The following is a 21,409-nucleotide window of genomic DNA, read 5'->3' as shown; positions in this document are numbered from 1 at the left end:
TGAAGTTTAGGCGCCAGGCAATGCCAACTGCGGATTGACGAAGTCAAACGCCGCCAGTTGAAAGCCCTGCTCATCCACCTGCAACGCCCACCCTTGCTTGTCCCAGTCCCCCAGCACAATGCGCCTGGCCGCCTGGTCACCAATTTGCAGCTTATGAATGGCGGGGCGGTGGGTGTGGCCGTGAACGAGGGTGTGCACGCCAAAGTGTTGCATGACCCGTGGCACTTCTTCCGGCGTGACGTCGACAATGTCGTTGGCCTTCATCCGTACCTGGGCGCTGCTTTCACTGCGCAGCTTGCGTGCCAGCCGGTGGCGGGTGCGCAGGGGCAGGTGGCGCAGGATGAACAGCACCAGCGGGTTGCGCAGAATGCGCCGCAGCTTCATATAGCCGAGGTCGCGGGTGCAGAGGCTGTCGCCGTGCATCAGCAGCACGGGTTCGCCGGCGAGCTGCACGACACTCGGGTCCTTGAGCAGCGTTGCGCCTGCCGCTTTGCAGAACGCCTTGCCGATCAGGAAATCGCGGTTGCCGTGCATGATGAAAATCGGGGTGCCGCTGTCGCTCAGTTCGCGCAGTGCGGCGCAGATCGAGCGCTGGAACGGTGTCATCCCATCGTCGCCAATCCAGGCTTCGAAGAAGTCGCCCAGAATGTACAACGCCTGGGCGCCACGGGCGCGGCCGTGGAGCAGATCCAGAAACGCCCGGGTGATGTCCGGGCGTTCCTCTTCCAGATGCAAATCTGAAATCAGCAATATCACGCTTCGATGATCTCGGCTTTCTCTACGATCACGTCTTCGGCTGGAACGTCCTGGTGGCCGGCCTTGGAAGTGGTGGACACGCCTTTGATCTTGTCGACAACGTCGGTGCCTGCGGTGACTTTACCGAACACCGCGTAACCCCAACCCTGCACGTTCTTGCCGCTGTGGTTGAGGAAGGCGTTGTCGGCCACGTTGATGAAGAACTGCGCGGAGGCCGAATGCGGCTCCATGGTACGGGCCATGGCGACGGTGTACTTGTCGTTGGAAAGGCCGTTGTCCGCTTCGTTCTGGATGCTTGGACGCTTGTCTTTCTTCTCTTTCATGCCGGGCTCGAAACCGCCGCCCTGGATCATGAAGTTGCCGATGACACGGTGGAAAACGGTGTTTTCGTAGTGGCCGGCTTTGACGTACTCGATGAAGTTGGCGACGGTGATCGGCGCTTTCTCGGCGTTCAGCTCGATGACGATGTCACCGTGGTTGGTGGTCAGTTTGACTTGAGTCATGTTCACTACTCTTTTCAGGGAATTCGTGGGGTTGGGCGAATAAACGCTTTACCTGCCTGGCTAAACGGCGGCCAAGTCGCGCAGTTTAGCGTGCCCTGCAGGAATTTCGAGGTGGTTTTTTACCGCCAAGGCAATTAAAGCAGCAGTTTTTGACCGCGCTCTGTCAGGCGGTTGACAGGTTCGGCTATGATAAGCCCTTTGTTTTATCTGGCCTCACCCGGCCACGAACCTGTCTGTTCAAGGATCCTATGAGCAAGCCCACTGTCGACCCTACCTCGAATTCCAAGGCCGGACCTGCCGTCCCGGTCAATTTCCTGCGCCCGATCATCCAGGCGGACCTGGATTCGGGCAAGCACACGCAGATCGTCACCCGTTTCCCGCCAGAGCCCAACGGCTACCTGCACATCGGTCACGCCAAGTCGATCTGTGTGAACTTCGGCCTGGCCCAGGAATTCGGCGGCGTCACGCACCTGCGTTTCGACGACACCAACCCGGCCAAGGAAGACCAGGAATACATCGACGCCATCGAAAGCGACGTGAAATGGCTGGGTTTCGAATGGTCCGGTGAAGTGCGCTATGCCTCGCAATATTTCGACCAGTTGCACGACTGGGCCGTCGAGCTGATCAAGGCCGGCAAGGCCTACGTCGACGACTTGAGCCCGGAGCAGGCCAAGGAATACCGCGGCACCCTGACCGAGCCGGGCAAGAACAGCCCGTTCCGCGACCGTTCGGTAGAAGAGAACCTCGACTGGTTCGCCCGCATGCGTGCCGGTGAGTTCCCGGATGGCGCCCGCGTGCTGCGCGCCAAGATCGACATGGCCTCGCCGAACATGAACCTGCGCGACCCGATCATGTACCGCATCCGCCATGCCCACCACCACCAGACCGGTGACAAGTGGTGCATCTACCCCAACTATGACTTCACCCACGGTCAGTCGGACGCCATCGAAGGCATCACCCACTCCATCTGCACCCTGGAGTTCGAAAGCCACCGTCCGCTGTACGAGTGGTTCCTGAGCAACCTGCCGGTGCCGGCACAGCCGCGCCAGTACGAGTTCAGCCGCCTGAACCTGAACTACACCATCACCAGCAAGCGCAAGCTCAAGCAACTGGTGGATGAAAAGCATGTGTTCGGCTGGGACGACCCGCGCATGTCGACCCTGTCGGGCTTCCGCCGTCGCGGCTACACCCCGGCGTCGATCCGCAATTTCTGCGAGATGGTCGGCACCAACCGTTCCGACGGTGTGGTTGACTTCGGCATGCTCGAGTTCAGCATCCGCCAGGACCTCGACGCCAATGCCCCGCGTGCCATGTGCGTGTTGCGTCCGTTGAAGGTCGTGATCACCAACTACCCGCAAGACCAGGTCGAAAACCTCGAACTGCCGCGTCATCCGCAGAAAGAAGAGTTGGGCGTGCGCAAGCTGCCATTCGCGCGTGAAATCTACATCGACCGCGATGACTTCATGGAAGAGCCGCCAAAGGGCTACAAACGCCTGGAACCCAACGGCGAAGTGCGCCTGCGCGGCAGCTACGTGATCCGTGCCGATGAAACCATCAAGGACGCCGATGGCAACATCGTCGAACTGCGCTGCTCGTACGACCCGGACACCCTGGGCAAGAACCCCGAAGGCCGCAAGGTCAAGGGCGTGGTCCACTGGGTACCGGCCGCTGCCAGCATCGAATGCGAAGTGCGCCTGTACGATCGGCTGTTCCGCTCGCCGAACCCTGAGAAAGCCGAAGACAGCGCAAGCTTCCTCGACAACATCAACCCAGATTCGCTGCAAGTTCTCACGGGTTGTCGTGCCGAGCCATCGCTTGGCGACGCACAGCCGGAAGACCGGTTCCAGTTCGAGCGCGAAGGTTACTTCTGCGCGGATATCAAGGACTCCAAACCTGGTGCGCCGGTATTCAACCGTACCGTGACCTTGCGTGATTCGTGGGGCCAGTGATTCTCTAAGGAAGCCGTTGTGCTAACGATCTACAACACACTCAGCAAGACCAAAGAAGTCTTCAAGCCGCTGGATGGCAACAAGGTGCGCATGTACGTGTGCGGCATGACCGTGTACGACTACTGCCATATCGGCCATGGCCGCAGCATGGTTGCCTTCGACCTGGTGACCCGCTGGTTGCGTTTCAGCGGCTACGACTTGACCTATGTGCGCAACATCACCGACATCGACGACAAGATCATCAACCGCGCCAATGAAAACGGCGAGGCGTTCGACGCGCTGACCGAGCGCATGATCGCCGCCATGCATGAGGACGAGGCGCGCCTCAATATCCTCAAGCCGGACATGGAACCGCGCGCCACGGACCACATCCCTGGCATGCACGCGATGATCCAGACCCTGATCGACAAGGGTTACGCCTACGCCCCGGGCAACGGCGACGTGTACTACCGCGTCGCCAAGTTCATGGGCTACGGCAAGCTGTCGCGCAAGAAAATCGAAGACCTGCGCATCGGCGCGCGCATCGAAGTCGACGAGGCCAAGCAGGACCCGCTCGACTTCGTGCTGTGGAAAGCCACCAAGCCCGGCGAGCCGAGCTGGGAATCGCCGTGGGGCGCCGGGCGTCCGGGCTGGCACATCGAATGCTCGGTGATGTCCACCTGCTGCCTGGGCGAGACCTTCGACATTCACGGCGGCGGCAGCGACCTGGAGTTCCCGCACCACGAAAACGAAATCGCCCAGAGCGAAGCCGCCACCGGCAAGACCTACGCCAATGCCTGGATGCACTGCGGCATGATCCGCATCAATGGCGAGAAGATGTCCAAGTCCTTGAACAACTTCTTCACCATCCGCGACGTGCTGGAAAAGTATCACCCGGAGGTTGTGCGTTATTTGTTGGTGTCCAGCCACTACCGCAGCGCCATCAACTACTCGGAAGACAACCTCAAGGACGCCAAGGGCGCCCTGGAGCGGTTCTACCATGCGTTGAAAGGCCTGCCCGCCGTGGCCCCCGCCGGCGGCGAAGCGTTTGTGGCACGGTTTACCGAAGTGATGAACGACGACTTCGGCACGCCGGAAGCCTGTGCGGTGCTGTTCGAGATGGTGCGTGAGATCAACCGTTTGCGTGAGACTGATGTCGACGCGGCGGCGGGTCTGGCGGCTCGTCTGAAAGAACTGGCGAGCGTGCTGGGCGTGTTGCAGATGGAGGCTGATGACTTCCTGCAAGCCGGCGCCGAAGGGCGTGTGGATGCGGCTGAGGTGGATGCGTTGATCCAGGCGCGTCTGGCGGCTCGTACCAATAAAGACTGGGCGGAATCCGACCGTATCCGCGACCAACTGACCGCGATGGGTGTGGTGTTGGAAGACGGGAAGGGCGGGACGACCTGGCGGTTGGCTGATCAGGCCTGATTGGTAAACGCTGAACGAAAAACGCCCCGACTGGTTCGGGGCGATCGTTCCCACGCTCCGCGTGGGAATGCATCCCGTGACGCTCTGCGTCACAAGTGCGCAGGACGTGGGAGCGATCACTGATCCAGCGCCATCCGGGGCAAGCCCCCTCCCATGGATTAGCCCAATCTTCGATCTCAGATTTATCTCTGAAGTCTACTTTCATTGAGGTTTAGTGTTTTCTCCACCATCAACTGAATCCCTTCCAGCATTCGACAAATTCCCAGAGCCACGCTGCGCGGATTACCGTCGATCTCAAAAGCTAGATGATTTGCCAGCGCTTGAACTGACGCCAGGTCCTCTGAAGCGTTGATCAATAAGGTTTCTGCATCTAATCCTTCGCGCACAGCAAACAGACCTGTTCCGTTACCTGACGGCTCTGGTTTCGAAGATGGGTTCAAATAATGGTTAATCGCTTGATGAGCAGAAACTTGAAACTGGGATGAATCAAGCGGCGGATTCGGACTGTCTTTAATCATGGCGAAGCTCCTAGAGTATTGGAGTCACCACCCATCGCTGCGAAACGATATTAGGGTGGCAGCTGTACGCAGGTTCGCAGACCGGGACTCTAGGCACCCGGCATACCCGAAGGTATCCCGCGCACAGCCGCCATAACATCAGGCATAAAAAAAGCGCCCGCTATCTGAGGTGGACGCTGTGCGTCTAGAGTTTAACCGGGCTGCGAAACCCGGTCGCTGAATTTGCAGCGACCACCGAAGATTAGGCAGCCATCTTCCGAGCGACAACCCTAAAACGCTGTCGGAAATTTCCGTCTGAGCCTCATGCTTGATCTGAGTTGTTCGGCGGGACGCGGAGCGCCCCAGGCGGCATTACCACGCGGAGCGTGGGAACGATCAAAATGGGCGGCGCGCATCAGGTCTTTCGTCTGATGCAAAACCAACTGTGGGAGCGGGCTTGCTCGCGAATGCAGTCTTTCATTCAGAGCAGCAGTGGCTGACACACCGTATTCGCGAGCAAGCCCGCTCCCACATTTTTGACTGTGCTCACCTTGCGAAGTCTTCGGTTTCACATTTATTGGGGATGCGCGCACTTCAATGTCCGGGCCGGCCCGTGAATCCAATGGCTTACTTTGCAGTAAGCCCATTACCTTTTTGTGCGTTCTTGTGGCGAGTTCCGGCGGTTTCTATCCTGACGGCCTATCGAATGTTCAGGAGTACCCACCATGACCCTCGCGCTTCCTCCAGCCATCGCCCGTTACTTCGCCGCCGACGCCGCCAAGGCAGGCGATTTCAGCGAGTGTTTCACCGCCGACGCGGTGGTCAAGGACGAGGGCTACACCTATGTCGGTTTGCCGGCTATCCAGGCTTGGAAAACCGACACCGCCGGCAAGTACAGCTACACCAGCGAACCTTTTGCCTGTGAAGAGCAGGGCGGTAAAACCGTAGTGACCAGCCATCTGGTAGGGAATTTCCCGGGAAGCCCGCTGGACTTGCGGTATTGCTTCAGTCTGGAACGCGACAGGATTGCCGCGCTGGAGATCGGCGTATGAGCTTCGACCTCGGCCTGAAAGGCCTCCGCGCGCTGGTCACCGGCGGCACCAAGGGCATCGGCGCCGCCGTGGTAGCTGTGCTGCATGAACAGGGCGCCCAAGCGTTTTCGGTCGCACGTTCGGCGGCAGATTCGACACCCGAAGGCGTGCATTTCATCGCCGCCGACCTCGGCACTGCCGCCGGGTGTGCGAGCGCAACCGAGGCGGTGAAAGACCGGTTTGGCGGTGTGGATATCATCGTTAATGTGCTCGGTGGTTCCAGCGCACCAGGCGGTGGTTTTGCCGTGCTGGATGATGAGCAGTGGGCAAGTGCGTTGGGGCAGAACCTGATGGCGGCGGTGCGGGTGGATCGGGCACTGTTGCCGGGGATGATAAAGCGTGGGGCTGGGGTGATTATTCATGTCACGTCCATTCAGCATGAGTTGCCGTTGCCCGAATCGACTACGGCGTATGCTGCCGCGAAGGCGGCGTTGGCGACTTACAGCAAAAGCCTGTCAAAGGAAGTGACGCCAAAGGGGGTTCGGGTGGTGCGGGTTTCGCCGGGCTGGGTGGAGACCGACGCGGTGGTGGCTCTGGCAGAGCGCCTGGCGCACCAGGCGGGAACGGATTATGAGGGCGGCAAACAGATCATCATGCAGGCGCTGGGCGGCATTCCTCTCGGGCGTCCGGCCAAACCTCGGGAGGTGGCTGATTTGATCGCCTTCCTGGTATCGCCCCGGGCCGCTTCGATCAGCGGTACCGAGTACGTGATCGACGGCGGTACCGTGCCCACGGTCTAAATCGCCGGCTTGACCGCCTGCCATTTGAGCAGGCCATCGAGCACCGGGCACAGGCTCTGGCCCCACTCGGTCATGCGGTATTCGACCTTGGGCGGGACTACCGGGTAGACCGTGCGGTGCACCAGGCCGTCGGCTTCGAGCTGGCGCAGTTGTTGGGCGAGCATCTTCTGCGAGATATCCGGGATCAGCCGCTCCAGGTCGGAATAGCGCTGTACCTGTCCACCGAACAAGTGGAACAGGATGATCAGCTTCCAGCGCCCGCCGAGCCAGGCGAGGGTGGTTTCGACGTCGGCTGCGGCGGTGGCGGGGGTGTAGGCGTTGCTCATCGCTCGATTCCTGGAAGGTGGCAAAATGGGCGGCACGAATGCGATCCATCGCTTGGCATCGATTGCACATTTTACATCAGGCGTAAAAAACGCCCGCTACCCAGGTGCGGGCGTTGTGCGCTCGGAGTTTAACCGGGCCGCGAAACGCGGTCGATGAATTTGCAGCAACCGCCGAAGGGTGTGCAGCCATTTTCCAAGCAACACCCTAAACACTGTCGGAACTGACTGGCGGTCAAAATGATGACTTTCGCTTTGATTATAGTCTTGCCAAATTAACCCGAGGTTTCAGAGTTTCCTTACAGTCTCCCCTCAAGCAGGGCAGCTAATGTTTTGTTTATTACTTGTCGTTGTAAGAAGGGAAACTATATGCAAATGCTTACAGAAACCAGAGACGCGGGTTCAGGCTTGCCGCCGCATGGCGGTAAGTTGATCGTCGGCCTCGCCAGTACGTCAGAGCAACTGCGAGAAGTACAAGCCCTTCGTTATAAAGTATTCAATGAAACTTTTCAGGCGACGGCACTTACGAACGCGCAAGGTTTGAATGCCGATGAGTTTGATGATTATTGCGACCATCTTATAGTACGGGACATCACGACTGGCTGTGTGGTCGGTACCTATCGCTTAATGAGTCCTACGGCAGCCCGACACCTGGGATACTACTCGGAAAAGGAATTCGACCTGAGCCGATTGGATCATTTGCGCGATCGTATTACCGAAGTGGGGCATGCCTGCGTGCACCCTGACTACCGCAGCGGCAGCGTGATCATGATGCTGTGGTCGGGCTTGATAGCCTACATGCAACGTAAAGGATGTGATTATTTAATGGGGTGCGCCAGCGTCAGTTTGGCCGATGGCGGTTACCAAGCGTCGGCCATTTATCGTGCAATTACACCCAAACAATTCGCGCCGTCTGAATACCGTGTTACCCCTCATATACCCTTTGCACTTCATGACGTTAAAAATGAAAAACCTGTGCCCATGCCACCCTTATTAAAAGGTTATTTGCGCGGTGGTGCCTGGGTATGTGGCGACCCGGCCTGGGACTGTGATTTTCATACGGCTGACTTCTTTGTGTTGATGCCGTTATCGAATATAGATCAGCGCTATGCGCGCCATTACGTGAAGTAAATAAGCCGGCACTCCGTTAGTGTGAATCGGGATGCTGCATGAACCATCGAAGGGGTTAACGCTATGTTGTTGACAGAAGAACGAACCACTGCATTTGAACTGCTACCGCAATTGGCAGCCTTTCTTGAGTCCGCATCGCTTTTGGAACTGGAACAGGGCCCGTCCCAACGACTGGCCGATCTGTTTCGCACCGTTGGCCGGCCTGGGCTTGCCATTGCCGAAGCGCTGGGTGGTGGGGGTGTCAGTGCACGCCAATTGGCGCAGTTGCACACGTGGGTCGGCGCACATTGCCCTTCACTGGCAGTGATGATGACCATGCACCACCACACCATCGCCGGCATGATGGCCGCCAGTTATTTCTTTCCTGATCTTGAGAAGTTGTTGAGCCTGGTTGCACGCAACGACTTGTTGGTGGCGTCCGGGTTCGCCGAAGGGCGTGCGCATTCGGATATTCTGGCCTCGACCATGACCGTGGAAAAAACCGCCGACGGCTATGTCGTGAATGGCAGTAAGAAACCCTGCACGATGACCCATCACTTCGACGTGATCACGTTTGGCGTCAATTACATCGATCCAGAAGACCGCACGCATCTTGGCATCGGCGCGGGGTTGGCGGGTGATCCACGTATCGAGCGTAAGAAGTTCTGGGGCGTTCCTCATCTGCAAGCGGCGGACAGCCATGAGGTCATCTTCAATAACCTGGTGGTTCCCGATTCCATGATGCATTTCAGCAACACGGTGGATGAGCAGCTCGATGAGGATCAACAGGGGATGGGTAACCACCTGTTTGCGATCTGGTTCCAGCTGCTGGCTGCGGCGTCCTACCTGGGCATGGCGTCCGCGTTGGTCTCGCGTGCTTTGACGGCGGGTAAAGGTTCGCCGGAAGACCGGGCACTGTTGCTGATCGACCTGCAAGGGGCGACGATGGCGTTGCAGGGGTTGGCCACTTCGATAGACGAAAACCGCTTCTTGCGCGCCGACCTGGCGCGTGCACAGGCCACACGCTTCTCGGTGCAGGAAGCGGTCAATCGTATCGGCACGCGTGCCTTCGAACTCATGGGCGGCATGGCGTTCATATCGTCGGAAGAAGTCGCCTATCTGCTGGTGGCAACGCGTGTGTTGGCGTTCCACCCGACTTCCAGGGTCGCCAGCAGCGCATTTCTATGTGAGCAACTGGGCTGAAAAGGTTGGGGGGAACCAGATCTTTCGCCTGACACAAAACCAAATGTGGGAGGGGGCTTGCCCCCGATGGCGGAGTGTCAGTCACAGATGTCTGACTGAACCACCGCTATCGGGAGCAAGCCCCCTCCCACATTTTAAATCAACGGCGGCTGCTGACCTCGGCGGGCACATCGTCCCCTGCCATGCGCTTGCGGAACAGCGCGGTACGGGCCAATAGCAAGGTGGTCACCGGCACCGTGATCGACAACAAAATCGGGATCAACCAACCGTGCAACACCGGCCCGGACTTGAGCACCGAAAAATAGATAATCGACGCCAATGCCACGCACCACGCCCCAAGGGTCGAGGCCAGGGCTGGCGGGTGCATGCGCTGGAAGAAGTCTTTCATCCTCAGCAAGCCAATCGCTCCGATCAACGCGAACACGCTGCTGAGCACCAGCAGTATTGCCACGACGATTTCCATCCACAACGGCATCATTCAATCACCTCCCCACGCAGCAGGAATTTGGCCAGGGCGAACGAGCCGACGAAGCCGAACAGCGCGATCAACAGCGCCGCTTCAAAGTAGGTGTCACTGGCATAGCGAATGCCCAGCACCAGCATCATCAGCATCGCCAGGATGTACAGATAGTCCAGCGCCAGTACCCGGTCCTGGGCCGAGGGGCCTTTGAACAGGCGGATCAAGGTCAGCACCATCGCCAGGGAAAATAGGAACAGGCTGAACAGGATCGCATTGGAGAGCAGGGCGCTCATTCGAAGATCTCCATCAGGGGCCGCTCATAGGTGGCTTTGAAGTGCTCGATAAACGGCGCTTCCTCGTCCAGGTCGAACACGTGCAAGAGCAGGATGCTGCGGTCCAGCGCCAGTTCGGACCAGATGGTGCCGGGGATCACCGTGGTGATCATCGACAGCGCCGCGAGGCCGTTGGGGCTGCGCAGGTCCAGGGGGATCTTGATAAAGCGCGAACGCGGCGCGCGTGAGCCACAGGTCAAGACGCCCCAGGCCACTTGCAGGTTGGAGACAATTACGTCGCGGCCCACCAGCAGGAACAGGCGCAGGATCACGCCGGGACGGCGCAGGCTGATCGGTTGCGGGCGCAGTGGCGCCATCATCAACGGCGCAAGCACGCCCAGCAGCGCACCGAGCAGCAGGTTGCCGGGGCTGATGGACAGGTTCAGCACCAGCCATAAGCCCAATAACGCCAGCGACAGCCACGGCGCGGGAAACAGGCGTTTCATGGCTGCACCTCCAGGGCGGCGGCCTTGGCTTCAGGGCTGGGCACCGGGCGCGTCGCCATCACTGCCATTACGTAATGCTCAGGGTTATTCAGGCTGTTGGCGGTGGCCAGGGTGTAGCGCATCAAGGGCTCGGCCTTGAAGGTCAGCGCAATGCTCAGGCCCAGCAGCAGGAAGATCGGTATACATTCGTAGCGGCGCAGCAGGGGCGATGGGCGCTCTTCGGGTGTCCAGAAGCGCTGGATGCCGAGCCGTGCGAAGGCGATCAGCGAGGCCAGGCCAGACAGGATCAACAGCGCCACCAGGCCCCAGGCCGCCGGGCGAATGGGTTCATCCACCGCATTGCCCAGGCCCAGCGGGTTGACCAGCGCGCTTAACAAACTGAGCTTGCCGATAAACCCGGACAGCGGCGGCATGCCGATGATCAGCAGCGCGCAGGCGACAAAGCTCAACCCCAGGAACGCCATGGTCCAGGGAATCACCTGGCCGACCACGGCTTTCTGTTCATCGTCGAGGTTGACGCCGGGCCGTGGATGCAGGGATTCCATGGCCTTGGGCAGTGCGTCGATCTCTTCGTCCAGTGGCAGGTCATTGGCCGAGCGCGAGCGTTCGATCAATTCAGCCAGCAGGAACAGCGCGCTCAGCGCCAGGGTGGAGCTGACCAGATAAAACAGCGCCCCCGCCGTCAGGCTCGGCTGGGCAAAGCCCACCGCCGACAGCAGGATGCCGGCCGAGACCAGAATGCTCAGGCTCGCCATGCGTTCCAGGCGCTGCGCCGCGAGCATTGCCAGTGCCGCGCAGACAATCGTGGCCATGCCGCCGTACACCAGCCAGTCACCGCCAAACAACGCCGAAGCGCCGGCCTGGCCGGAGAACAGCAGCGTCCACAAGCGCAGCACGGTATACACGCCCACTTTGGTCATGATCGCGAACATCGCCGCCACCGGCGCGCTGGCCGAGGAGTAGGCCGGGGCCAGCCAGAAGTTCAGCGGCCACATACCGGCCTTGGCCAGGAATGCGGTGGCCAGGATCGCCGCACCGGCGTGCAACAGGCCGCGATCGGCCTCCGGCACCAGCGGGATTTTCAGCGCCAGGTCAGCGAAGTTCAGCGTGCCGGTGACCCCGTAGATCATCGCCGCGCCGATCAGGAACAGCGACGACGCCAGCAGGTTGATTGCGATGTAATGCAGCCCCGACGACACCCGTGCGCGGCCCGAACCGTGCAGCATCAAGCCGTAGGACGCCGCCAGCAGCACCTCGAAAAACACGAACAGATTGAACAGGTCAGCGGTGAGGAAGGCGCCGTACAGGCCCATCATCTGCACTTGGAACAGCGCATGGAAGCTGGTGCCGGCACGGTCCCAGCGGGCCATGGCGAACAGCAGCGCGCTCACGCCGATAATCCCGGTCAACACCAGCATCAGCGCCGACAGTTGGTCCACCACCAGCACGATGCCGAACGGCACTTGCCAGTTGCCCGGCAGGTACACGCCGATCGAGCCGGGGCCGCCTTTTTGCGTCCAGTACAACAGCAGCACGGCGATGCCCAGCCCCAGCATGCTCGAGACCAGGTTGATTTTTGCCTTCAGCGGGCGGCGTTTCTCGCCGAGCATCAGCATCAGCGCGGCGGTCAGCAAGGGCAGCAGGATCGGCGCAACGATCAGTTGATTGACCCAATTCATGCCTTGGGCTCCCGGCCATCCACATGGTCGGTACCGGTCAGGCCCCGCGAGGCCAGCAGCACCACCAGGAACAACGCAGTCATGGCGAAGCTGATCACGATCGCCGTGAGCACCAGTGCCTGGGGCAGGGGGTCGGTGTAGTTGAGCAAGTCCTGGGGCACGCCATCCTTGATGATCGGCTCCTTGCCGATAAACAGGCTGCCCATGCTGAAAATGAACAGGTTGACGCCGTAGGACAACAAGCACAGGCCCATCACCACCTGGAATGTCCGTGGTCGCAGGATCAGCCAGACGCCGGAGGCTGCCAGCACCCCAATAGCAATTGCAATGACTTCTTCCATCAGGCGGCAGCTCCTTGTGGGTTGGCGACGGCTTTGAGCTGGTTGCTCGGTTTGTGCGCGCGCACCGATTGGTGACCGAGGGCGGTGAGCATCAGCAGGGTCGAGCCGACGACCATGGCGTATACGCCGACGTCGAAAAACAATGCGCTGGCGACATGGATATCGCCCAGCACCGGCACGCTCAGGTGCCAGGTGTGGGTGGTGAGGAACGGGTACCCGGCGAACAACGCACCAAGCCCGGTGAGGGTCGCCGACAGCAGGCCGAAGCCCATCCAGCGCATCGGCCGCAGGCTCATCTGCGCCTCGACCCACTGCGTACCGGCCACCATGTATTGCAGGATGAACGCCACCGACATCACCAACCCCGCGACAAAGCCGCCGCCCGGTTGGTTATGGCCGCGCATGAACAGGTAGAACGACACCACCAGCGCTATCGGCAACAGCAGGCGCACCAGCACCGCCGGCACCATCATGAAGCCCAGGGCGGTGTCGCTGGCCTGGCGCGGGTTGACCAGGTCGGTGGCGACATCGGGCGCGAGCTGGCGCTGTTGAGGCGGCAGCTCCATGCTTTCTTTCGACGGGCGGAAGCGCCGCAGCAGCGCGTACACGGTCAGCGCCACCGCGCCGAGCACGGTGATTTCGCCAAGGGTGTCAAAGCCGCGGAAGTCCACCAGCATCACGTTCACCACATTGCTGCCGCCGCCCTCGGGCAGGGCGCGGCTGAGGTAGAACGAGGAGATATCGTTGGGCGTCTGGCGGGTCAGCATCGCGTAAGACAGCAGCGCCATGCCGCCGCCCACCACGGTAGACAGCAGAAAGTCGCGCAGGCGCCGGATACGCGCCTTGCGCAGCGAGCTGGGCAGCGGCGAGACTTCTTCGATCCGCCGTGGCAGCCAGCGCAGGCCGAGCAGGATCAGCACGGTGGTCACCACTTCCACCACCAGTTGCGTCAGCGCCAGGTCCGGCGCCGAGAACCACACAAAGGTAATGCAGGTCATCAAGCCGCATACGCTGACCATGGTCAGGGCCGCCAGCCGGTGGTACTTGGCCTGCCAGGCGGCGCCCAGCGCGCAGGCAATCGCCAGCAACCACAGGGTGACGAACACGATGGAACCGGGGATTTTCGGCCGGTCGCCCCAGCTCAGGCCGCTGTTGAACATGGGGATCATGGCGCCGATCACCGCGACGATCACCAGCAGGAACAACTGGGTCTGCAGGCGCTTGGTGCTGATGCGTTTTTCCAGGCGACGCACGCCGCGCATCATCAGCACCAGGCAGCGCTCGAAGCCGCGCTTGCCGTTGAAATAGCCGACCAGGGGCGGGTAGGCGAAGCGGCCACGCTTGAGTTGTTTGCGCAGCATCAGGTACAGCACCACACCGCCGCACATGGCTACCAGGCTCATGATCAACGGTGCGTTCCAGCCGTGCCAGATCGCCAGGCTGTACTCGGGCAGCACGCCGCCCACCACGGGCAACGCGGCGGCGGCGAGGATCGAGCCGACCATCTGGGCCGGGAAAATCCCCACCAGTAGGCAGGTGAACACCAACAGTTCAACCGGCGCGCGCATCCAGCGCGGGGGTTCGTGGGGCGTGTGGGGCAAGTCGGTGGCAGGCGGACCGAAGAACACATCCACGGTGAACCGCAACGCATAGGCCACGCTGAAGGTGCCGGCGATGGTTGCGATCAACGGCAGGGTGATTTCCACCCATTTTGTCGCCGAGATAAACACCGTTTCGGCGAAGAACATCTCTTTGGACAAGAAACCATTGAGCAACGGTACGCCGGCCATCGAGGCGCTGGCCACCATCGCCAGGGTCGCGGTGAACGGGATCAGGCGCACCAGCCCACTGAGCTTGCGGATATCCCGCGTGCCGCTTTCGTGGTCGATGATGCCCGCCGCCATGAACAGCGAGGCCTTGAACGTGGCGTGGTTGAGGATGTGGAACACTGCCGCGACGGCCGCCAGCGGGCTATTGAGGCCCAGCAGCAGGGTGATCAGCCCCAGGTGACTGATGGTGGAGTAGGCCAGCAGGCCCTTGAGATCGTTTTGAAACATGGCGCAGTAAGCGCCGAGGAGGAGGGTGATGGCGCCGGCGCCGCCGACGATCCAGAACCATTCTTCGCTGCCCGACAGCGACGGCCACAGGCGGGCCAGCAGGAACACGCCGGCCTTCACCATCGTGGCCGAATGCAGATAGGCTGAAACCGGCGTTGGCGCCGCCATGGCGTGGGGCAGCCAGAAGTGGAAGGGGAACTGCGCGCTTTTGCTCAAGGCGCCGATCAACACCAGGGCGAGCATCGCCGGGTACAGCGAGTGCGCGCGAATCTGCTCGCCCGCCGCCAGCACCTGGTCCAGGTCATAGCTGCCGACGATATGCCCGAGCAACATCACCCCGGCCAACAGGCACAGGCCGCCCGCGCCGGTGACCATCAACGCCATGTAGGCACCGCGCCTGGCATCGGCGCGGTGGTGCCAGTAACCGATCAACAGGAACGAGAACAGGCTGGTCAGTTCCCAGAAAAACACGATCTGGATCAGGTTGCCGGAAATCACCAGGCCGAGCATGGCGCCCATGAAAGCCAGGAAAAACGCGAAAAAACGCGGCACCGGGTCGTCCGGCGACATGTAGTAACGCGCATACAGCGACACCAGCGCACCGATGCCCAGCACCAGCATCGAGAACAGCCAGGCGAAGCCATCCAGGCGCAGCACGAAGTTCAGCCCGAGGCTGGGCAACCACATGAATTCTTCACGGATCACGCCACCGTGGGCGATCTGGGGGTAAAGCATGGCGACTTGTACGGTGCCGACCAAGGCCACCAGGCCGGCCAGCAAGGACTCGGTGTTACGCGCGTTGTGCGGCAGCAAGGCCGCCAGACAGCTGCCAACGAATGGCAGAAGCAGTAGAACTATCAGGGACATAGGCTTCTAATCTGCGGGAGTTTGGGATGCATCATACGTGCCGCTTTCTTGATCACCAAACGGCAAGATGTGGCAGGATCCTACAAGAGCAATAGAATACAGCTACAACGTGGACGCGGAGCGTCCAGGTCGGCGTTACCACGCGGAGCGTGGGAACGATCAATCATCCGACCTTAGCCCTGGCGCTCCTGTTCCATCTCATCCTGTGCTTCGAAAGCCTTCTGCCCCTTGGTTTTCATTTCACTCACAATCACCGCCAGCACAATCAACGCCGCCCCTACCATCGCAATCGGCGGGAATCGCTCGCCGGCAAGCCGTCCGACCACGCCCGCCCACACCGGCTCGCCGGCATAAATCAGGGTAGCCCGGGTCGGCGAAACACTCTGCTGCGCCCAGTTCATCGCCACCTGGATCACCGCGCTGGTCAAGCCCAGGCCCACCGCACTGAACAGCAACAACCATGAAAAGCCCGGCAATGCCTCGCCCATCGGCACCACCATCAGGAACGACAACAGCGACGCCGTGGCCAGTTGCACCACGGTCACCCGACGCACATCCACTTGCCCGGCATAAGCGCTGATCAGAATGATTTCGGCGGCAATCGCCACGGCGCCGATCAGCGTGGCGATTTCACCGGAGCTGAAATTCAGCGATGCTCCGGCCGGGCCGGTCAACAGCATCAACCCGGCAAACGCCAGCATGATGCCGATGCTCGGCATCAACCCTGGACGTCGGCCCAGCACCAGCCACTGCAACAACGGTACGAACGGAACATAGAGCGCGGTGATGAACGCCGACTGGCTGCTCAGGATCGTCTGCAGGCCAATGGTCTGCAAGCCGTAGCCGAACATGATCGCCACGCCGATGAACACCCCGGCTTTCAACTCGAACAGGGTCAGGTCGCGCAAAGTACGCAAGGAAAAAAGGCCGACCACAATGGCCGCCGCCGCAAACCGCAGGCCGACGAAAAACATCGGCCCGCTGACGGCCATGGCATGCTGCACCAGCAAGAAGGTGGCGCCCCAGATCATGGTGATCACCACCAGGATGCATTCGGCTTTGCTGAAGCGATTGAAACGCGAAGGGGAGGTCGGGGCAGTCATGGCGGCTCGGTCTTGCAAGGGAAAGGCACGGACCGCACAATGCGCCGCACGCTGGGCAGTATACTGCGCACACCCACCCATTGAGCAATATAGTGCACAAAGAAAATCCGCAACGGGCTTCGGTCCTGCAACACGTCAGCCAGAACGTGCGTCGCCTGCGCCATGCCGCCGACCTCAGCCAAACCGCGCTTTCGGAAAGATCCGGGGTCAGCCGGCGCATGCTGGTGGCGATCGAGGCGGGGGAGAAGAATGTCAGCCTCTCCACCCTCGACCGCGTGGCCGAAGCGTTGGATGTGGCGTTCAGCGACCTGATCCAGGCCCCGGATGCGCCCGACCACAGCCGCATCAATGAGCTGGCCTGGGCCGGTGACATCCCCGGCAGCAAGGCCGTGCTGCTCGCCAAGGCCACTGCCCGGCGCGAAGTGGAGTTGTGGGAGATGCGTCTGGAGCCGGGAGACCGCTACAGCCCCGAACCGGACCCGGAAGGCTGGAGCGTGCAGCTGTTTGTATTCGAAGGCTGCCTGACCTTGCTATTGGACGGCCAGGAGACACATGTCGTGGCTGGTGAGTTCTACATGTTTGCCAGCCGCCAGGCCCACGCTTATCGCAATGATGGCGTCATGGCAGCTCGTTTCGTACGCAACGTGGTGCTTTAGATTTAACTTTAAGACGGTTACTGCACTGTCAACTGTCAATGTTCACAGGTGTCAAGACGGTAGCAAAAGCTTATGTTGACTGGGTAGTCCTCATATAGATTCGGTGTTTTTTTACAAAACTACATGTTTTGTCTCTGCCGAGCATTCTTGGAGTTACTACATAACTAAGCATACGGAGATAGTCTAATGAACAGCATATATACTGAATCGGATAAAATGGTTCCAGCACCTTCTATCGAGCCGCTGCATAATGGTGTTATTCATTTTCAAGATATAGTGGATGGTAAGGGGGTTTTGATTATAAATCCCTACAAGGATATGGCATCTGGGCAAACTATTAAGTGGAGAGTCTATGGTGATGGCGTGCTTCTTGGTTTTATTGAAGTGACAGAAGTCAAACAGTACATTGTCAAAATGTATCCGCAGGTTTTTCACTGTCCTGAAGTCACTGCGTTATATGTTGTGGAATTAGATGGCGAACCATTATTTCACTCCGCAAAAGTTCATTACAAAGTACTAGGCTATCCGAGCGAGTGAAAGTCGTTTAGTTTTAGGCAAGACTCCTGCTGTAGTTTTGGCATCTCCCCCATGCTGGGGTCTTCCTGCTCGTGCGTCCGCCCGTTATCCCTGTTTTGGGATACCTATCCTATAGCGGTCGCCAGATTTCTGGATTAACTCACACTGTTCGCTGAACAACAGAGAACAAACAGTTTGCTGATTTATTGTGCGTGGTCTTATTTTTGTAAGATTTTAACTATTTGAATTTATTCAATATTATGTTCAGGCATGACTCCTGCAATCACTCCGTTATCCCCTCGGAGCCTGGAGTCGGCCCATGTCAGCCCACCCTCAACACCCTGCCCACATCATTCGCTCGGACGCCGAGGCCATCGAGATCGCCACGCGCCTGGCCGAACGTTTTGCCGTCGACGCCAGCGCGCGTGACCGTGACCGCCGCCTGCCCGTTGCCGAACTCGACGAGTTTTCCGCCAGCGGCCTGTGGGGCATCACCATTCCCAAGGCCTACGGCGGCGCCGGGGTGTCCTATGTGACGGTGGCCGAAGTGATCAAGTTGATCTCCGCCGCCGACCCGTCCCTGGGGCAGATCCCGCAGAACCATCTGGGCGTGGTGGATATCCTTCTGCAAACCGCCACTGAAGAGCAAAAGCGCTACTACTTCGGCAAGGTCCTGGCGGGCTACCGGTTCGGTAACGCCTTCTCCGAAGCCAAGAGTAAAAACGCCGGTACTTTCGACACGCAGATCCGCTTTCACGGTGACACCGCGCAAATCAACGGCGAAAAGTTCTACTGCACCGGCGCGCTGTTCGCCCATATCGTGCCCACCGTCGGCAACAACGAACACGGCCAGGCGTTTATTGCCTTCGTCGAACGCGATGCGCCCGGCCTCAGCGTGATCGACAGCTGGGACGGTTTCGGCCAGCGCACCACCGCCAGCGGTGGCGTGACCCTTGACGGCGTCAGCGTGCCGCTCAGCGCGGTCATACCTGCTCACCTGGCCTTCGACCACCCCACCGCCAATGGCCCGATCTCCCAGATCATCCAGGCTGCCGTCGACACCGGCATCGCCCTCGGTGCCCTCGAACACGCCAAGATCTTTGCACGCCAGGCGCGGCCGTGGATCGACAGCCAGCAGGAGCACGGCTGGCAGGACCCGTTCACTATTGCCGCCATCGGCGACCTGGAGTGGCGCGTGCACGGCACCGAAGCCATTCTCGCCAAAGCCGGCAAGGCAGTGGACCAGGCGCTGGCCGAGCCGAGCGAAGACAGCGTGGCCCACGCCTCGTTGGTCGTCGCCCAAGCCAAAGTGCTGTCGGCGGAAACCGCCTTGCTCGCCAGCAGCAAGTTGTTCGAACTGGCCGGCACCCGCTCGGTGACCGGCAAGCACAACCTCGACCGCTTCTGGCGCAATGCGCGCACCCACACCCTGCACGACCCGGCGCGCTGGAAGTACCACCTGATCGGCAACTTCGTGCTCAACGGCGTGAAGCCTGCGCGCCACGCCTGGAACTGAGGAACCTTACCCATGACCGCACTGAATCAGGCGCGCCAACTGCTGGAAAGTACCCGACGTTTTGTCGCAAAAAGTGATGACCCTTACGTGATCAGCCGCTTCGGTGATTTGCAGATCCACGTCGACGTGGCCGCCGCTTTGTTTGAACGCGCCGAAACCCATCCGAGCCCGGTCGCCTTGGCCGAAGCACAAATCGCGGCTGCCGAAGCCCTCATCGTCGCCAGCAATGCCGAATTCGAACTGACCGGCCAACGCACCGCGCTGCCACCCTCACTCGATGACCCGCTGCGTTGGAAATACCAGATTGTCGGCAACTACCACCTCAACGGAGTGCTTTGATGTCCCGTGAAATCCGCTTGAATGCCTTCGACATGAACTGTGTCGGCCACCAATCCCCCGGCCTGTGGGCGCACCCGCGTGACCGCTCGTGGCAATACAAAGACCTGGAATACTGGACCGACCTGGCGAAGATCCTTGAGCGCGGCAAGTTCGACGGCCTGTTTATCGCCGACGTGCTGGGCATCTATGACGTGTACAACGGCAACGGCGACGCGGCGATTCGCCAGGCGGCGCAGGTGCCGGTCAATGATCCGTTATCGCTGATCACGCCGATGGCGCTGGTCACCGAGCACCTGGGGTTCGGCCTGACCGCCTCGCTGTCCTTCGAACATCCGTATCCGTTTGCACGCAGGCTCTCCACCCTCGATCACCTGACCAAGGGGCGCGTCGGTTGGAATATCGTTACCTCCTACCTGGAAAGCGGTGCCAAGAACCTCGGCCAGAAGGCCCAGACCGAACACGACGCACGGTATGACTACGCCGAGGAATACCTGGAAGTTTGCTACAAGCTCTGGGAAGGCAGCTGGGAAGAAGGCGCAGTGCTGCGTGACCGCGAACGCCGGATTTTCAGCGACCCCAGCAAGATCCACGAAATCCGCCACGTCGGCAAACACTTCCAGGTACCCGGCATTCACCTGTGCGAGCCGTCGCCGCAACGCACGCCAGTGCTGTACCAGGCCGGGGCATCCAGCCGTGGCAAGCAGTTTGCCGCCGAACAGGCCGAGTGCGTGTTTGTCGCCGCGCCGTCCAAGGTGCTGCTGAAAAAGACCGTGGCCGATATTCGCCGGCGCGCGGCTGAGGCAGGGCGTGATCCGCGCAAAATCCTGATCTTCAACCTGCAGACGGTGATCGTCGGCGAGACTGACGCGCAGGCCAAGGCCAAGTTCGACGAGTACAAATCCTATGTCAGCTACGAAGGCGCGATGGCGCTGATCTCCGGCTGGACCGGTATCGATTTCAGCCGGTTCAGGCCCGACGAACCGCTCAAGCATGTGCATACCAACGCCATCCAGTCGGCGGTGGAAGCCTTCTCCACAGCGGACCCGAACAAAGTCTGGACGCCGAATGAACTGGCCGACTGGGTCGGCATCGGGGGCTTTGGCCCGCTGTTTGTCGGCGGACCGCAGACGGTGGCGGACCTGCTCCAGGAATGGGTGGAAGAGACCGATGTGGACGGCTTCAACCTGGCCTATGCGCTGACCCACGAAACCTTCATCGACGCGGTGGATTTGTTGGTGCCGGAGTTGCAGAAGCGCGGGGTGTACAAGACCGAATACGCCCAGGGCACCTTGCGCGAGAAGTTGTTTGGCGAGGGCGCACGGCTGGGGCCGAACCATCCGGGCGCCAGCTACCGTGACCTATCTACCTTACACAAAACCAATGTGGGAGGGGGCTTGTTCCCGATAGCAGTGGGCCAGTCAAAGGTGGTTTAACTGAACCACCGCCATCGGGAGCAAGCCCCCTCCCACAGTTGATTTGCATTGCCTGATAGAACCCAGCCAGCGGACCACCGCACGC

General features: G+C 60.3%; 22 protein-coding genes. 11 read left to right on the top strand and 11 right to left on the bottom strand.

Annotated features, from left to right (window positions below; translation table 11 throughout):
* Positions 1-6: 6 nt before the first annotated feature.
* The gene (gene lpxH / locus C4J86_RS15950) at positions 7-756 is read right to left on the bottom strand and encodes a UDP-2,3-diacylglucosamine diphosphatase (protein ID WP_124371110.1); all 750 of its coding nucleotides are present in this window, start codon (positions 754-756) and stop codon (positions 7-9) included.
* Positions 753-1,259: a peptidylprolyl isomerase gene (locus C4J86_RS15945; protein WP_065877469.1), complete on the bottom strand. Its 507-nt coding sequence runs from the start codon at positions 1,257-1,259 to the stop codon at positions 753-755. The genes lpxH and C4J86_RS15945 overlap by 4 nt, the downstream gene beginning before the upstream one ends.
* A 248-nt stretch (positions 1,260-1,507) precedes the next feature.
* On the opposite strand from C4J86_RS15945, the gene C4J86_RS15940 reads away from it, so the two are divergent.
* Both C4J86_RS15940 and cysS read left to right on the top strand, forming a co-directional pair.
* A complete protein-coding gene (locus tag C4J86_RS15940) occupies positions 1,508-3,208 on the top strand; it encodes a glutamine--tRNA ligase/YqeY domain fusion protein (RefSeq protein ID WP_124371109.1) in 1,701 nt (566 codons plus the stop codon).
* Positions 3,209-3,226: 18 nt separating this feature from the next.
* The gene (gene cysS, locus C4J86_RS15935) at positions 3,227-4,615 is read left to right on the top strand and encodes a cysteine--tRNA ligase (protein ID WP_124371108.1); all 1,389 of its coding nucleotides are present in this window, start codon (positions 3,227-3,229) and stop codon (positions 4,613-4,615) included.
* Between the two features lie 182 nt (positions 4,616-4,797).
* Here cysS and C4J86_RS15930 read toward each other — a convergent pair whose 3' ends face one another.
* Positions 4,798-5,133, bottom strand: a complete 336-nt coding sequence (locus C4J86_RS15930) for a DUF6124 family protein (RefSeq protein WP_124371107.1) — start codon at positions 5,131-5,133, stop codon at positions 4,798-4,800.
* Positions 5,134-5,837: 704 nt separating this feature from the next.
* On the opposite strand from C4J86_RS15930, the gene C4J86_RS15925 reads away from it, so the two are divergent.
* Together C4J86_RS15925 and C4J86_RS15920 are read left to right on the top strand one after the other, a co-directional pair.
* Positions 5,838-6,164 carry a nuclear transport factor 2 family protein gene (locus C4J86_RS15925; protein ID WP_124371106.1) on the top strand — a complete coding sequence of 109 codons (327 nt, stop codon included), beginning with the start codon at positions 5,838-5,840 and terminating at the stop codon, positions 6,162-6,164.
* Positions 6,161-6,943 (top strand): SDR family oxidoreductase, encoded by a 783-nt coding sequence (locus C4J86_RS15920; protein ID WP_124371105.1) that lies wholly within the window; start codon positions 6,161-6,163, stop codon positions 6,941-6,943. The genes C4J86_RS15925 and C4J86_RS15920 overlap by 4 nt, the downstream gene beginning before the upstream one ends.
* On the opposite strand, the gene C4J86_RS15915 is transcribed toward C4J86_RS15920, so the two are convergent.
* The gene (locus C4J86_RS15915; RefSeq protein WP_124367459.1) at positions 6,940-7,269 is read right to left on the bottom strand and encodes a helix-turn-helix domain-containing protein; all 330 of its coding nucleotides are present in this window, start codon (positions 7,267-7,269) and stop codon (positions 6,940-6,942) included. The genes C4J86_RS15920 and C4J86_RS15915 overlap by 4 nt on opposite strands.
* Positions 7,270-7,635: 366 nt before the next feature.
* Here C4J86_RS15915 and C4J86_RS15910 point away from each other — a divergent pair, with 366 nt between their 5' ends.
* Complete coding sequence (locus tag C4J86_RS15910) at positions 7,636-8,397, top strand: GNAT family N-acetyltransferase (RefSeq protein ID WP_124371104.1); 762 nt, start codon at positions 7,636-7,638, stop codon at positions 8,395-8,397.
* Between the two features lie 63 nt (positions 8,398-8,460).
* The gene (locus C4J86_RS15905) at positions 8,461-9,579 is read left to right on the top strand and encodes an acyl-CoA dehydrogenase family protein (protein ID WP_124371103.1); all 1,119 of its coding nucleotides are present in this window, start codon (positions 8,461-8,463) and stop codon (positions 9,577-9,579) included.
* 139 nt (positions 9,580-9,718) lie between these two features.
* On the opposite strand, the gene C4J86_RS15900 is transcribed toward C4J86_RS15905, so the two are convergent.
* The 7 genes from C4J86_RS15900 to C4J86_RS15870 form a co-directional block, all read right to left on the bottom strand.
* Positions 9,719-10,057: a Na+/H+ antiporter subunit G gene (locus C4J86_RS15900; RefSeq protein ID WP_124371102.1), complete on the bottom strand. Its 339-nt coding sequence runs from the start codon at positions 10,055-10,057 to the stop codon at positions 9,719-9,721.
* On the bottom strand, positions 10,054-10,332 hold the full coding sequence (locus tag C4J86_RS15895; RefSeq protein WP_005789171.1) for a K+/H+ antiporter subunit F: 279 nt from the start codon (positions 10,330-10,332) through the stop codon (positions 10,054-10,056). Before C4J86_RS15895 ends, C4J86_RS15900 begins: the two co-directional genes overlap by 4 nt.
* Positions 10,329-10,817, bottom strand: a complete 489-nt coding sequence (locus C4J86_RS15890) for a Na+/H+ antiporter subunit E (RefSeq protein WP_124371101.1) — start codon at positions 10,815-10,817, stop codon at positions 10,329-10,331. The genes C4J86_RS15895 and C4J86_RS15890 overlap by 4 nt, the downstream gene beginning before the upstream one ends.
* Positions 10,814-12,496 (bottom strand): monovalent cation/H+ antiporter subunit D, encoded by a 1,683-nt coding sequence (locus tag C4J86_RS15885; RefSeq protein ID WP_124371100.1) that lies wholly within the window; start codon positions 12,494-12,496, stop codon positions 10,814-10,816. The genes C4J86_RS15890 and C4J86_RS15885 overlap by 4 nt, the downstream gene beginning before the upstream one ends.
* Positions 12,493-12,837 carry a Na+/H+ antiporter subunit C gene (locus C4J86_RS15880; protein ID WP_124363330.1) on the bottom strand — a complete coding sequence of 115 codons (345 nt, stop codon included), beginning with the start codon at positions 12,835-12,837 and terminating at the stop codon, positions 12,493-12,495. Before C4J86_RS15880 ends, C4J86_RS15885 begins: the two co-directional genes overlap by 4 nt.
* Positions 12,837-15,761: a monovalent cation/H+ antiporter subunit A gene (locus C4J86_RS15875; protein WP_124371099.1), complete on the bottom strand. Its 2,925-nt coding sequence runs from the start codon at positions 15,759-15,761 to the stop codon at positions 12,837-12,839. Before C4J86_RS15875 ends, C4J86_RS15880 begins: the two co-directional genes overlap by 1 nt.
* 173 nt (positions 15,762-15,934) lie before the next feature.
* On the bottom strand, positions 15,935-16,864 hold the full coding sequence (locus C4J86_RS15870) for a DMT family transporter (protein ID WP_124371098.1): 930 nt from the start codon (positions 16,862-16,864) through the stop codon (positions 15,935-15,937).
* Between the two features lie 92 nt (positions 16,865-16,956).
* On the opposite strand from C4J86_RS15870, the gene C4J86_RS15865 reads away from it, so the two are divergent.
* The 5 genes from C4J86_RS15865 (at position 16,957) to C4J86_RS15845 (ending at position 21,324) form a co-directional block, all read left to right on the top strand.
* The gene (locus C4J86_RS15865) at positions 16,957-17,520 is read left to right on the top strand and encodes a helix-turn-helix domain-containing protein (protein ID WP_124371097.1); all 564 of its coding nucleotides are present in this window, start codon (positions 16,957-16,959) and stop codon (positions 17,518-17,520) included.
* A 186-nt stretch (positions 17,521-17,706) separates the two neighbouring features.
* On the top strand, positions 17,707-18,057 hold the full coding sequence (locus C4J86_RS15860) for a hypothetical protein (protein ID WP_124371096.1): 351 nt from the start codon (positions 17,707-17,709) through the stop codon (positions 18,055-18,057).
* 298 nt (positions 18,058-18,355) lie between these two features.
* Positions 18,356-19,552, top strand: coding sequence for an SfnB family sulfur acquisition oxidoreductase (locus tag C4J86_RS15855; protein WP_124371095.1), 1,197 nt, complete (start codon positions 18,356-18,358; stop codon positions 19,550-19,552).
* A 12-nt stretch (positions 19,553-19,564) separates the two neighbouring features.
* The gene (locus C4J86_RS15850; RefSeq protein WP_124371094.1) at positions 19,565-19,891 is read left to right on the top strand and encodes an acyl-CoA dehydrogenase; all 327 of its coding nucleotides are present in this window, start codon (positions 19,565-19,567) and stop codon (positions 19,889-19,891) included.
* Entirely contained in the window at positions 19,891-21,324 is a 1,434-nt protein-coding gene (locus tag C4J86_RS15845) for an LLM class flavin-dependent oxidoreductase (protein WP_124371093.1), read from the top strand. Before C4J86_RS15850 ends, C4J86_RS15845 begins: the two co-directional genes overlap by 1 nt.
* Positions 21,325-21,409 lie beyond the last annotated feature (85 nt).

Source organism: Pseudomonas sp. R2-7-07 (assembly GCF_003852355.1).
In the GTDB taxonomy this organism is placed as follows: Bacteria; Pseudomonadota; Gammaproteobacteria; order Pseudomonadales; family Pseudomonadaceae; genus Aquipseudomonas.
The sequence above is the reverse complement of the archived record's forward strand: the minus strand, read 5'-3'. Positions and strand labels throughout refer to the sequence as shown.

Excerpts from the sequence above, each read along its gene's own strand:
- C4J86_RS15895 (WP_005789171.1), bottom strand. The coding sequence starts at position 10,332 with ATGAGCGCCCTGCTCTCCAATGCGATCCTGTTCAGCCTGTTCCTATTT.
- C4J86_RS15880 (WP_124363330.1), bottom strand. The coding sequence starts at position 12,837 with ATGGAAGAAGTCATTGCAATTGCTATTGGGGTGCTGGCAGCCTCCGGC.
- C4J86_RS15845 (WP_124371093.1), top strand. The coding sequence starts at position 19,891 with ATGTCCCGTGAAATCCGCTTGAATGCCTTCGACATGAACTGTGTCGGC.
- C4J86_RS15875 (WP_124371099.1), bottom strand. The coding sequence starts at position 15,761 with ATGTCCCTGATAGTTCTACTGCTTCTGCCATTCGTTGGCAGCTGTCTG.
- C4J86_RS15920 (WP_124371105.1), top strand. The coding sequence starts at position 6,161 with ATGAGCTTCGACCTCGGCCTGAAAGGCCTCCGCGCGCTGGTCACCGGC.
- C4J86_RS15855 (WP_124371095.1), top strand. The coding sequence starts at position 18,356 with ATGTCAGCCCACCCTCAACACCCTGCCCACATCATTCGCTCGGACGCC.
- C4J86_RS15940 (WP_124371109.1), top strand. The coding sequence starts at position 1,508 with ATGAGCAAGCCCACTGTCGACCCTACCTCGAATTCCAAGGCCGGACCT.
- C4J86_RS15885 (WP_124371100.1), bottom strand. The coding sequence starts at position 12,496 with ATGAATTGGGTCAATCAACTGATCGTTGCGCCGATCCTGCTGCCCTTG.
- C4J86_RS15850 (WP_124371094.1), top strand. The coding sequence starts at position 19,565 with ATGACCGCACTGAATCAGGCGCGCCAACTGCTGGAAAGTACCCGACGT.
- C4J86_RS15905 (WP_124371103.1), top strand. The coding sequence starts at position 8,461 with ATGTTGTTGACAGAAGAACGAACCACTGCATTTGAACTGCTACCGCAA.
- C4J86_RS15890 (WP_124371101.1), bottom strand. The coding sequence starts at position 10,817 with ATGAAACGCCTGTTTCCCGCGCCGTGGCTGTCGCTGGCGTTATTGGGC.
- C4J86_RS15930 (WP_124371107.1), bottom strand. The coding sequence starts at position 5,133 with ATGATTAAAGACAGTCCGAATCCGCCGCTTGATTCATCCCAGTTTCAA.
- C4J86_RS15945 (WP_065877469.1), bottom strand. The coding sequence starts at position 1,259 with ATGACTCAAGTCAAACTGACCACCAACCACGGTGACATCGTCATCGAG.
- C4J86_RS15910 (WP_124371104.1), top strand. The coding sequence starts at position 7,636 with ATGCAAATGCTTACAGAAACCAGAGACGCGGGTTCAGGCTTGCCGCCG.
- C4J86_RS15860 (WP_124371096.1), top strand. The coding sequence starts at position 17,707 with ATGAACAGCATATATACTGAATCGGATAAAATGGTTCCAGCACCTTCT.
- C4J86_RS15870 (WP_124371098.1), bottom strand. The coding sequence starts at position 16,864 with ATGACTGCCCCGACCTCCCCTTCGCGTTTCAATCGCTTCAGCAAAGCC.
- C4J86_RS15900 (WP_124371102.1), bottom strand. The coding sequence starts at position 10,057 with ATGATGCCGTTGTGGATGGAAATCGTCGTGGCAATACTGCTGGTGCTC.
- C4J86_RS15925 (WP_124371106.1), top strand. The coding sequence starts at position 5,838 with ATGACCCTCGCGCTTCCTCCAGCCATCGCCCGTTACTTCGCCGCCGAC.
- C4J86_RS15915 (WP_124367459.1), bottom strand. The coding sequence starts at position 7,269 with ATGAGCAACGCCTACACCCCCGCCACCGCCGCAGCCGACGTCGAAACC.